General features: G+C 71.2%; 5 protein-coding genes. 3 read left to right on the top strand and 2 right to left on the bottom strand.

Translation table 11 applies throughout. From position 1 onward, the window contains the following. The first annotated feature begins 388 nt into the window (after nt 1–388). A complete protein-coding gene (locus WMF39_RS14335) occupies nt 389–3100 on the top strand; it encodes a YncE family protein (protein ID WP_437746060.1) in 2712 nt (903 codons plus the stop codon). Nucleotides 3101–3159: 59 nt separating this feature from the next. On the opposite strand, the gene WMF39_RS14330 is transcribed toward WMF39_RS14335, so the two are convergent. Both WMF39_RS14330 and WMF39_RS14325 read right to left on the bottom strand, forming a co-directional pair. After that, entirely contained in the window at nt 3160–8106 is a 4947-nt protein-coding gene (locus tag WMF39_RS14330; protein WP_437746059.1) for an AAA family ATPase, read from the bottom strand. A gap of 258 nt (nt 8107–8364) precedes the next feature. Beyond that, nucleotides 8365–8907, bottom strand: coding sequence for an SPW repeat domain-containing protein (locus tag WMF39_RS14325; protein ID WP_437746058.1), 543 nt, complete (start codon nt 8905–8907; stop codon nt 8365–8367). Nucleotides 8908–9089: 182 nt separating this feature from the next. Here WMF39_RS14325 and WMF39_RS14320 point away from each other — a divergent pair, with 182 nt between their 5' ends. Both WMF39_RS14320 and WMF39_RS14315 read left to right on the top strand, forming a co-directional pair. Then, the gene (locus WMF39_RS14320) at nt 9090–10733 is read left to right on the top strand and encodes a ribonuclease J (RefSeq protein ID WP_437746057.1); all 1644 of its coding nucleotides are present in this window, start codon (nt 9090–9092) and stop codon (nt 10731–10733) included. 233 nt (nt 10734–10966) lie between these two features. Continuing rightward, complete coding sequence (locus tag WMF39_RS14315) at nt 10967–12358, top strand: sigma-70 family RNA polymerase sigma factor (RefSeq protein WP_437746056.1); 1392 nt, start codon at nt 10967–10969, stop codon at nt 12356–12358. Nucleotides 12359–12614 lie beyond the last annotated feature (256 nt).

Genomic DNA, 12614 nt, shown 5'->3' with positions numbered 1-12614 from the left:
GCTGGCGAGAGAGGGCGCCAGAGCGCCTCCCGCGCCACACACGCGACCAGCCGCGATGACGCGCCGTGCGCGTCAAAGGCAAAGGCGCGTGCGCGTGCGTGCACGTGCGTGCGCGTCAACCACGCCCACATCAGCGGTCCTTATGGCAGATGAGGAATCGCGTACTTGGCGCGTACTTGGCGCGCACTTGGCAAAAATCGCATCACGCCTCAATGCACACTTGAACAATTATTTCGCGCTGCCTTACAGTCCTGGATCGTCGTCGCGTGGCTTGGGGCCACTCGACAGCATGGAGGCACCCATGAATCGATTGCCCGGCTCACGGTGGGCGACGTTAGGCGTTCTCGTCGCATCCCTGACTGCAGTATCGCTCTCAAGCGCGCCGGCCATGGGCGCGCCGTCGTTCACCGCCTTCGAGAGCGGGCAGGTCCGCCCGCTGGCCATCTCACCGGACGGGAAGCTGCTCTTCGCCGTCAACACGCCCGACAACCGCCTCGAGGTGTTCCGCATCCTGAGCGGAGGCGGCCTGGAGCGCCGCGCGTCGATCTCGGTCGGCCTGGAGCCGGTGGCCGTGGCCGCGCGCAGCAACAACGAGGTCTGGGTCGTCAACCACCTGTCGGACAGCGTGAGCGTCGTCAACGTGGGTCTCGGCGGCTACACCGGACGCGTCGTGCGCACGCTCCTCGTGGGCGACGAGCCGCGCGACATCGTGTTCGGCGGTACGGGGCGAGGGCGCGCCTTCATCACGACGGCCCACCGCGGCCAGAACAACCCCATCGACCCACAGCTCACGACGCCTGGCGTCGGCCGCGCCGACGTCTGGGTCTTCGACGCGAACCAGCTCGGCACGTCCCTCGGCGGCGCTCCGATCAACGTCATCACCCTCTTCAGCGACACCCCGCGCGCCCTGGCCGTGACGCCGGACGGCACGCGCGTGTACGCGGCGGCGTTCCACTCCGGCAACCGCACCGCCACGGTCAACGAGACGCTGGTCCCCGACGGCTTCGGGCCTGACGGCGTGCCCGGCCCGAGCACCAACTTCGAAGGCGTGCCGGCGCCCGAGGTCGCCCTCATCGTGAAATACGATGGCGGACACTGGTATGACGAGCTGGGCCGCACCTGGGACGACCAGATGAGGTTCTCGCTGCCCGACAAGGACGTCTTCGTCATCGACGCCACGGCGACCCCCCCCGCGTGGATCAGCGGCTCGCAGGGCGTCTTCTCCGGCGTCGGGACGGTCCTCTTCAACATGACCGTCAACCCGGTGAACGGGAAGGTCTACGTCGCGAACACCGAGGCGTTCAACGAGAAGAGCTTCGAGGGGCCCGGCATCTTCGCCGGAGAGACCGTGCGCGGCCACCTCCACGAGAGCCGGATCACCGTCCTCAGCCCGGGGAGCGTCGCGCCGAGGCACCTCAACAAACACATCGACTACAGCACCTGCTGCGCGCCGATCCCCAACGCGGAGAACGCGAAGAGCCTCGCCTTCCCGCAGGAGATGGTCGTGACGAGCAACGGCGCGACGCTGTACGTGGCCGCGCTCGGCTCGAGCAAGATCGGCGTCTTCAGCACCGCCGCGCTCGAGAACGACACCTTCGTGCCAGACACCGCGAACCAGATCCCGGTGAGCGGCGGCGGGCCGACGGGCATGGTCCTCGATGAGAGCAAGAATCGCCTCTACGTGCTGACGCGCTTCGACAACTCCATCTCGATCATCAACACCTCATCGAAGACGGAGGTGGGGCACGTCGCGATGTTCAACCCCGAGCCGCCCAGCATCGTGAACGGCCGCCGGTTCCTCTACGACGCGTCGTTCTCGTCGAGCCACGGGGACTCGGCCTGCGCGAGCTGCCACGTCTTCGGAGATCTCGATGACCTGGCCTGGAACCTCGGCAACCCGGACGCCCCCGTCGTGCCGGACCCGGGCCCCTTCCCGTTCGGCCTCTTCAACGTCATCACCCAGACGCCCATCACCGACCCCATCTTCCACCCCATGAAGGGGCCGATGGTGACGCAGAGCCTTCGCGGCCTCGCCAACCACGGCCCGATGCACTGGCGCGGCGACCGCACCGGGGGCAACGACGAGCCGTCCGCCCAGCCGGACGCGGGGGCGTTCGACGAGCGGGAGGCGTTCAGGCAGTTCCAGGCGGCGTACCCGGGCCTGCTCGGACGCAGCGACTTCATACCGGCCGAGGACATGGAGGCGTTCACCGACTTCATGCTCCAGGTCACCTATCCGCCCAACCCGATCAGGGCGCTCGACAACTCGCTCACGCCCGATCAGCAGGCAGGAAAGGACTTCTTCAATGGCCCCGTGGTCAACTCGATCTCGAGCTGCGGCGGGTGTCACGTGGTCGACCCCGACGCCAACCCGGGCGACGACTTCCCCGGCCTCTTCGGGACGAGCGGCGCCTCCGTCTTCGACTTCCAGACGCAGCTCTTCAAGATCCCCCAGCTCCGCAACGTCTACACCAAGGTCGGCGCCTTCGGCCTGCCGGACATCCCGTTCGTCTTCCTCGCGCGGGACAACGATCACATGGGCGACCAGATCCGCGGCATCGGCATCCTGAACAACGGCACGGTCGATACGATGTTCCGCTTCTTCTCCGCGTTCGGGTTCTCCGACCAGTTCACGAACAACCCCACGGGCATCCCCTTCACCCCGGCAGGCGACGTGGTTCGCCGGCAGCTCGAGTCCTACGTGCTCGCGATCGAGACCAACCAGGCCCCGATCGTGGGCCAGCAAGTGACGCTCAGCCACGCGAACGGCGCGATCGCCGCGCCGCGCATCGATCTCCTCATGGACCGCGCGGAGGCCGGGGAGTGCGACCTCGTGGCGAAGACCCAGGGGTTCCTGCACGAGATCGGGTTCCTCTACGTCGGCGGCGGCTTGTTCCTCACCGACCGGCAAGTCGTGCCGCCCATGAGCGACGCCGTGCTCCGGCTGCTGGCCACCCAGACCCACCACGATCTGACGTACACGTGCATGCCGCCCGGCTCCGGCGCCCGCGCCGGCATCGATCGCGACAGCGACGGTTACCTCGACGGGGACGAGCGCGACTCCGGCAGCGACCCCGCCGATCCGAGCAGCACGCCCTGACGCGGCCTCCCCGCCGCTGCGCGCGCGCCTCGCGGCCGCGCGCAGCGGCGCCGCGCGCGTCAGGCGAGCCGCGTCGCCCCTGCCCGCCGGGCGACCGACCCCGGCAGGCCGCGCGGCCCCAGCGCATACGCGATGCTGCTCTGAAGGGTCCCCATCGTCACGACCGATCCGAGGAAGACGTTCTGCTCCACCAGCGCGCGGGCCACCTCCGGCCGGACCCCGGAGAGCACCGTCTTGGCCCCGAGCAGCTGGAGCGCCTTGGCCGTCTTGATCAGCGCCTCCGCCACCGCGGCGTCGACGCGCGCCACGCCGGTGATGTCCAGGATCACCACCTTGGCTTGCCTCGACTGGAACCCTTCCAGCGCGGTCTCCAGCACCCGCTGGGCGCACTCGCCGTCCATCGCGCCGACGATCGGCATCACCAGCACGTCGTCCGTGATGGGGATGAGCGGCGTCTGCCGGCGCAGCATCTCCTGCTGCAGGAGCTCCCGCTCCGCCTCGGACGCCTCGCGCAGCTCGAGCTCGCGCTGCAGCTGCTCGTTCGAGCGCTGCAGCGCCTCGGTGCCCGCGCGGATGCTCGCGATGAGCAGCGCGTTCTCCAGCGCGATCGCCGCCTGCGAGGCCAGGAGCCCGCAGACCTCGACCCGCCCCGGCGTGAACGCCCTCGGGGCCACGTTGTTCTCCAGGTACAGGAGCCCCGCCGAGCGCCCCTGGTGCGCCATCGCCAGGCACAGGATCGAGCGCGGCCTCCGCTCCACGACGTACGGATCGGCCGCGAAGCGGCCGTCCTGCCGGGCGTCGTTCAGCACCACGGGCTCCCGCGTCCTCGCGACCAGCTGGACGACGCTCGTCGCGAGATCCTTGCTCTCGAGCGCCGGGATCGCCAGCCCCGTCTGCACCGCGTCGGGGTCGACGCGCATGGTCGCCACGATCGTGAGCTTCCCGTCGCGCTCCAGGATCAGCGCGCCGCGCTGCGCCCCCGCGTTCGCGACCAGGCTCCGCATCAGCCGGTCGAGGAGCCGGTCGAGCACCGTCTCGCTCGCGACCGCCTGCATGGCCTTGACCACGGTCGCGACGTCGAACGACTCGGTGCTCCCCCTGCGCGTCACCGTCGTGCCGACGACCCTGGGCTGCTGCGCGTCGCCGAAGGACGCCGCGTCGAGCAGCGGCTCGTGCTGCTTCGCGAGGTGCTCCGCCTTGCCCGTCGCGCCCCACCGCAGGTACGCCCTGTACGCGTCGGCCATGTACCACCGCGCGATCCTCTCGCGCCCCCGCTGCAGGTAGAACCGCGCGCACAGCTCGTTCGCGAGCGCCTCCTGGTGCGTGAACCCGGCCTGCCGCGCCCCCTCGATGGCCTGATCGTAGAGCTCCGCCGCCTCCGCGTCCTTCCCGAGGACGCGCGCCACCTCCGCCCCGATGAGCTTCTCCTTGTGCGCGTAGTTCTCCGGGGCGTGCTGCGCCCAGCCCGCGATCTTCGCCCGGTGCTCCGCCGCCGAGGCGAGGTGCCGCTCCCGCTCCTCCTCCGTCGCCGTCGCGCACAGCGCGAGCAGCGAGAGGCTCACGTAGAAGGGGATGTCGTTCGCCAGGAACAGGCCCATCGCGCTCGCGCTGTGCTTCTCCGCCCGCGCCGCCATCAGCAGCGCGCCCGCGTGATCGCCGTAGAGCACCGCGAGCACGAGCATGTTCACGAAGTACCAGCACCGCGGCAGCTCCTGCGCGGGCACGAGCCCCGAGAGGAACGCGCCCTCGTCGAACGACGCGTCGGTCAGGCTGCTCCGCCCGCTCGTCTTGCCCTCCAGGCACGCGATCATCTGCCGCGCGACGACGAGCACCGGCGTGGCGAGCGGATCCTTCGTCCGCTGCAGGAACCGCATGAACACGGCCAGCTCCTCCCGGAGCGCGCCGAGCTCGTGGCCCGAGGACAGCAGGATCGTCACGATGTTCAGGCAGGCGTACGCCCCGAAGCTGAAGTCGCCCGAGCTCAGCCCGGCCTGGTAGGCCTTCGTGAGGCACGTCACCGAGGCACGGACCGGCTCGAAGAGGTGGGACGGGGCGCCGCACACCAGGTACGCCTTGCACTGCAGCTCCACCCCCTCGGACCTCTCGCAGAGCGCGAGCGAGACGCGCTGGAACTGCCGCGCCTCCTCGTACCGCCCCATCCCCCCCGCGAGCAGCAAGCAGTAGAGGCCATAGGCGCACGCCGCCGCGGGCGAGTTGCCGTACCGGAGCGAGAGGTTCACCTGCGTCGCGGCGATGAGCGCGAGCAGCGCCGGGTTCAGCGTGTACGCCCCCGGGATCATCGCCGCCAGGAGCCGCAGGACGGCCAGCTGCTCCTCGCCGCCGACCCACGGCGCGTGCACGAGCTCCTCGATGCGGCGCTCCGCGAGGTGGCCGGGCATCTCCGCGAGCGCGGCCCCGAACGCCGCGTAGATGGCCTCCGTCGGCTCCGGCAGCTCGATCCCGAAGAGCGCCACGCCCTCCCGGCCGACCCGGAGCACCTCCGCGAACTCCCCGCGCATCGTGTGCACGAGGATCCGGAGGTTATGGACCTCCGCGCGCTCCCGGCGCGATCGCGCGTGCTCGAGGAGCTCGCGGATCAGGGCCTCGGCCTGCGCCTCGTTGCCGCTCAGCCAGTCGCACTCCGCCCGCTCCCGGTGCAGCGCGAAGCAGAGCTCGTACTCCTCCTCCCACGCCCGCGGCCCGAGCAGCGACAGCGCCGTCTTGAAGTGCTCGGCCGCCGCCGCGTGCGCCATGGAAGCCTTGGCCCGCCGCCCGACGGTCAGGTTGAGCCGCGCGAGATCCAGCTGCTCCGCCCGCTCCTCGATCAGCGCCGCGCCGACGTTCGCGTGGCTCACGACCTTGAACAGGTCCTCGTCGCGCGGCTCCCCGCTGAGCTGCGCCCGCATGAGCCGGCCGATCCGCAGGTGGACCTCCTGCTTCTGCGCGTCCTCGATCAGGCTGTAGGCCGCCTGCTGCCCGCGATCGTGGAGGAACCGGTACCTCACCGACAGGGGCTGCTCCGCGAGCGCGCCGTCGGACGCGTGGAGCAGCCGGTAGTCGGAGTCCAGCGGCAGCACGAGCCCCTCGCGCAGCGCCTCCCAGAGATCCGCGGCGACCTCCGCGGGCGGCCGCTCTCGAACGGTCGACAGCGTCTTCAGGTCGAACTGGTGACCGATGCACGCCGCGAGCTGGAGCACGCGCTGCGTCTCGGGCGAGAGCCGCTGCATCTTGTCCACGAGCAGATCGTGCACGCTCACCGCGCCCCAGCGCTGGCGGATGGACTCGAGGTCCCACGCCCACCGCCCGGCCCCCGGGTCGAACGACACGAGCCCCGCCGCGTACAGCTCCTTGAGCAGCTGGCTCAAGAAGAAGGGGTTGCCCTTGCTCATGGCGTAGAGCACCTCGGCGAGCGCCTCTGCCTGCTCCGCGCGCGCGCCGAGCGCGTCCGCGAGCAGCTGGCGCACGTCCGCGAGCGCGAGCGGCGGGAGCAGCAGCTCGCGCCGCGCGACGCCCGCCGCCCGCAGCTCCCCGAGCCAGATCGTGAGCGGCTGCCCCGCGATCGCCTCCTGGTCCCGGTACGCGCCGATGATGAGCAGGTAGGCCCCCGCCGGATCGGTCACGACGGGCTGCAGCAGCTTCAGCGACGCCGGGTCGGCCCACTGGAGATCGTCGAGGAAGAGCACCACCGGGCGCTCGGCCGTGGCGACGGCGCGCAGGAAGTCCTGGAACACGAGGTTGAAGCGGTTTTGCGACTCGCTCGGCCCGAGCTCCGGAACCGGCGGCTGCGGCCCCAGCACGAGCTCGAGCTCCGGGATGAGCTCCACCAGGATCCGCGCGTTCTTCCCCGCGGCCTGGAGCAGCTTGTCCTTCCAGTGCCGGAGCGACTCGGCCGGCTCGGTCAGGAGCTGGCGGACGCGCTGGCGAAGCGCGCCCGCCAGGGGCGCGAGCGGCATGTTCCGGCTCAGCTGATCGAACTTCCCCTCGACGAAGTGCCCGCGCCGTTGCGCGACCTCCTTCTGGATCTCGTTCACGAGCGCCGATTTCCCGATGCCCGGCCCCCCCGCGATGAGCAGGAGCTCGCCCCTGCCCCCGCGCGCCCGCTCGAAGGCGGCGAGCAGCTCGGCCATCTGCGGATCGCGGCCATAGAGCTTCTGCGGCAGCCTGAGCTCGCTCGATACGTCGCGAGACCCCAGCTCGAACGGCTCTATCCGCCCGGTCGCCTCGAGCGCCGACAGGCACGCATCGAGATCCGCCTTGAGGCCGGTGCCGCTCTGGTACCGCTCCTCGGCGACCTTGGACATCAGCTTCTGCACAATGTCCGACACCGCTCTCGGGATCTCCCGCGACCGCTCGCAGAGCGGCGTCGCGACCCGCGCGATGTGGCTGTGCATGAGATCCACGGGATCGGTCGCCTGGAACGGGAGCACCCCCGCGAAGAGCTCGTAGAGCGTCACTCCCAGGGAGTAGAGATCGGTCCGGTAGTCGATGACGCGGTTCATCCTGCCTGTCTGCTCAGGAGACATGTAGGCCAGCGTCCCCTCCAGGAGATCCGGGCTCTCCGCCGCCAGCGCCTCCTCGGAGAGCCGCGTCGAGCTCCCGAGGTCGGTCAGCTTGACCTGGCCTGTCTCCCTGTGGACGAGGATGTTCTGCGGCTTGACGTCCTTGTGGATGACCTGCTTTCCGTGGACCTCCGCCAGCGTCCCGGCCAGCGACGACGCGATACGCAGCTTCGCCTCGAGGTCGAGCGGGGTCGAGCGGGCGAGCTTGTCGAGCGACAGTCCCGCGAAGTACTCCATCACGAGCGCGGCCCCGCCCGGCACCTTCTCCAGGCGGTCGGCGCGAATGACGCTCTCGAGCTGGAGGTGACGTGAGATCTCGAGCTCGTGCCGGAGCTGCGCGACGTGCCGCTGGCCGGGGTGCTCACCCCTCAGCACCTTGATCGTCGCGGGGGCGCCGTCGGCATCCCGCTGCGCGCGGTAGAGGACGGTATCGCCCGTTTCGTACATCAGCTCAACCAGTGTGAAGGGCAGATCACCAATCCTGGTCTGGCGCATAGGTTTTCGATGGTTGCATGGGGAGAACGTCTGTGGCAAGTGCCTGGATGACCTCTCAGGATCAGCGCTTCAGGTGTGTGATGTGCGCCTTGCCACGGACATCGCGAGCCCCATGGGTGGAAATTAGCGGCTCGCGTGGAGCCTTGCGGAGCGTTGGTGGGGCGACTCGGCACATGGGAAGGTGCCGGCGCTGGCCGGCTGCGCGCGCGGCTACGCCCGCCGCGGCCGGCGCCCGGCGCCCCTCACCGCGCGATAGTCGGTGAGAAGCGACCCCAGGATCGTGACCGCCCCCGCGGCGACGTGGATCACCGCGGCGAGCGGGTCGCGCTTCGCGTAGCCGAGCGCGAACGGCGCCGCGATCGCCGACACGCCGAAGGCATGATCGATGACCTCGTGCGCCTCGATCGGTATCCGCTTTGCCAGGCTCATCCGGTAGTCGGTGAGCAGGGAGACAAAAATGACCGACGCGCCGAGCGCGACACCGGCGATCCTCGCGGCCTTCGTCCGCGCGGAGAGCCCGGCCAGCGCGACGATGAGCCCGTTCGAGTAATCGAGGGCGGAGTGCACGTCCTCGGGGATGATCCGCGCGAGGGGCGCGGCGCCGAGGAGCGGCCTCGAGGGGATCGTCGTCGTCCGCTGCGCCTCCCGCACGCCTGGGGCGAGCGAGGCGAGCTCCGCAGTCGGTACGTCGTCCGGCGGCAGGTAGGTCGTCGGCAGCTCGTATACGCCCAGCGAAACGTTGGATTGTGCCATGAGGTCCTCCCGCTCTGCGAAGAGGCAATCCGCAGACCGGGGACAGGCCTCCTGCGCGGCTCGGGGCCCAGCTCTCTTGAGCTCGGCCCCCCCCCGCCCGCGCCTCGCGCAGGTCGCTCCGCGCGCGCCGCGCGTCCCACGGAGGCCTCTGTTCGTGCGATCCGCGATGCTAGGCTGCGCCCATGGGAGTCCGGATTATTCCTCTCGGCGGCCTCGGCGAGGTCGGGATGAACGCGATGCTGATCGAGGAGGAAGGCCGCCGCGTGCTCGTCGACTGCGGCGTCATGTTCCCCAACGACCAGGTGCTCGGCGTCGAGGTCGCGATCCCCGACCTCAGCTACATCCGCGAGGCGGGCGGGGTCGACGCGGTGCTGCTCACGCACGGCCACGAGGATCACATCGGCGGGCTGCCGTCGCTGCTGCGCGAGTTCCCCGTCCCCGTGTACGGGACGCGCTTCACGCTCCGGCTGGTGCGCGAGCGCCTCGCCGAGCACGGCATCGACGTGCCGCTCCGCGAGGTCGAGCCGCAACAGCACTTCGCGGCCGGGCCGTTCCGCGCCGAGCCCCTCCGCGTGACCCACTCCATCCCCGACGCGGTCGGCTACGCCATCGAGACGGGCGAGGGGATCCTCATCCACACGGGCGACTACAAGATCGATCTCACCCCCGTGGCCGGCGAGCGGCTCGATCTCGGCCGCTTCGCCGAGTACGGCCGGGCCGGCGTGGCGGCGCTCCTCTCGGACTCGACCAACTCGGAGCGCGACGGCTGGTCGGTCAGCGAGACCGCGGTGGCCGAAGGGTTCACCCGGCGGTTTCGCGAGGCGAAGGGGCGCATCCTCGTCGCGCTGTTCGCCTCCAACGTCCACCGGGTCCAGAGCGTCCTCGACCTCGCCGCCCAGCTCGGCCGCAAGGTGGTGCTCGCCGGGCGCAGCCTCGCGACCAACACGCGGATCGCCCAGGAGATCGGCATCCTGAGCGTCCCGCCCGGCGTGCTCGTCGACGACGCCACGGCGGCCTCGCTCCCGCCCGAGCGCCTCATCGTGCTCGCTTCGGGCGCGCAGGGCGAGCCGAACAGCGCCCTCGCGCGCATGGCCATGGGCGATCACCACCGGCTCCGGGTCGATCCGGGGGACACGGTGATCTTCTCGTCCCGCGCGATCCCCGGCAACGAGATCGCCGTCAGCCAGCTCGCCAACCGCCTGGCGAAGCGCGGCGCCGTGGTGCTCGATCGCGGCCTCGATCCCATCCACGCGAGCGGCCACGCGCAGGCCGAGGAGCAGAAGGTCCTCCTCGACGCCGTCCGGCCGGAGCACTTCGTCCCCATCCACGGCGAGTACCGGATGCTGCTCGCCCACGCGCGCACGGCGCTCCGGATGGGCGTGCCGGCGTCGGGGGTCTTCGTCGTCGAGGACGGCGACTCGCTGATGCTCGAGAACGGCCGGATGCGCCTCGGCGAGACGGTGAAGAGCGGGCGGGTGTGGCTCGACGCGCGCGGCGGGCTCGACGTCTCCGAGCTGGTGCTCCGCGAGCGCGAGCAGATCTCGGATCAGGGGCTCGTGATGGTCCTGGTGGTGGCCGACCGCAAGACGGGCGAGATCTTGCGCGGCCCCGATCTCCTGGGGCGCGGCGTGGCGCACTTCGAGGAGGGCGGCCCGCTGTACGCCGCCGCGCTCGACAGCGCGCGCGACGCGCTCGCAGCGCTGTCACCCGCGGCGCGCACGCTGGCGCCGGCGCTGGAGGACGCGCTCAGCCGCGGCGTGCGGCGGGTGTTCCGGCGCGAGGCCTCGCGGCGCCCCGCCGTGCTCCCGCTGGCCGTGTTGCTGTGAGGTCTGGCGGCCGGCCAGGCGGCCCCGGCGCCGAACCGCGCTGACAGGCGATCTGGAGCGAGCGCGGCTGTCGCGCACTCTGGATCGCGCGGACCGCGGAGCCCCTTTGTTCTGTCGCGGCATGACCGGAGTCGCTTCATGGTCCATCCTGGGGGGTTGCCCTCAGGGCGCGTGTCCCGGAGAGCGCCCGAGCGGATCACCGCGCGACGCGGCACCATGGTGGAGCAGGCGAGATGAACGAGAGTCCCACGAGCTCGCGCCTTCTGGGCGAGGCGGAGACGACGATCATGGAGGGAGAGGGCGCTGTCGCCGAGGCGCGGGCCGAGGAGCAGAGCGGCCCCGACACCCGCCCTCCCCCGTCGTCGCGGCGGGGGGCGCCCGCCAGCCGGCGGGCTGCGCCGCCAGCGCGGCCGAGCGAGGACGTCGCCGCGGTCTATCTCCAGGAGATCTCGGAAAGCGCGCCGCTGAGCCGCGAGCTCGAGGTGGAGCTCGGCCGTCGTATCGAGTCGGCGGAGCGCGCGATGATCGAGGCCTGGGTCGCGTCGCCTGTCGCGCTGCGGGCGCTCGCGGCGCTGGCGGACGATGTGCGGGCGGGGCGGGTGGACATGAGCGATCTGCTGCTGAACGCGGACGGAGGCGACGCGCCGAGCGACGCGACATCCGTGAGGATGGCGCGGCTGCTCGGGCTCGCGCGGTCCCTGGCGGAGGCCGGGCGGGCGGAGGCGAGCGGGCAGCGAGCGCGCGCCGCGCTCTCGGCCGGGCTCTCCGACGTGCGCCTGGGCCCCCTGGTGGAGGCGCGGATCGAGCGCGCGCTGAGCGCGGCGATCCCCGCGGTCGACAGGCTCGGGCGCCAGGCGATCGAGGGGACGCTCTCGGCGACGCGCGCCGCCCGCCGGGCGGCGGCGGAGGCGAGGGCCGAGATGGTCCGCGCGAACCTGCGGCTCGTGGCGGCGGCAGCCCGGCAGCTCCGGCACCGCGGCGTGCCGCTGCTCGACCTCATCCAGGAGGGCAATCTCGGGCTGATCCGCGCGGCGGAGAAGTTCGATTACCGGCGCGGCTATCGGTTCAGCACATATGCGATGTGGTGGATCAAACAGGCGCTCTCTCGCGCGCTGCTCTATCAGGGCCAGGTCATCCGGGTGCCGGTCCACATCGCCGAGACCCGGCGCCGGGCGCTGCAGGCGCGGCGGGAGCTCGAGCAGGAGCACGCGCGCGAGGCGGCGCCCGAGGAGGTCGCCGAGCGGAGCGGGCTGTCGATGGAGAAGCTCCAGACGCTGCGGGAGATGGCGCTGCCGCCCGTGTACCTCGACGCGCCGGTCGGGGACGACGACGGCGCGCGCCAGGGCGACTTCTTCGCGAGCGAGGGCGCCGCGCCGGACGAGCTCCTGGTCCACCGCCGCCTGCACGAGCAGGTCTCTGCGCTGCTCGAGTCGCTGACGCCGCGCGAGCGCGACGTGCTGCGGCTCCGGTTCGGCCTCGACGGCGGGCAGCCGCACACGCTCGCCGAGATCGGGGGCATGTTCTCGGTGAGCCGCGAGCGCGTCCGGCAGATCGAGGAGAGCGCGCTGAGCAAGCTGCGGACGCTGTCGCGGCGGCAGGCGCTGGAGACGCCGCTCGGGGGTTGACGATCGGGTCGAGCGCGGCGCCGCGGCGGTGCTCCGCTGCACGAAGCCCTTGAGCAGGAGCTCCCCTGCGGGTGATGGTAGCGCTCGTTCACCCGAAGGACGCTCCTGAAGGAGATCCTCTCTGCTCGCCTGGAATCACGCGCTTTCTCCGCTGACGCATAGGGCACTGCAGCTGGAAGAGCCGCCAGCAGTTCGTTAACCACCTGGACGCGAGTTGGCGGGAGTACGACAGATCTACGCTCACCCGTTCAGATAC

The organism is Sorangium sp. So ce1504 (genome assembly GCF_051521635.1).
Classification (GTDB): domain Bacteria; phylum Myxococcota_A; class Polyangia; order Polyangiales; family Polyangiaceae; genus Sorangium; species Sorangium cellulosum_B.
This window is presented reverse-complemented; position numbering and strand designations above follow the sequence as displayed.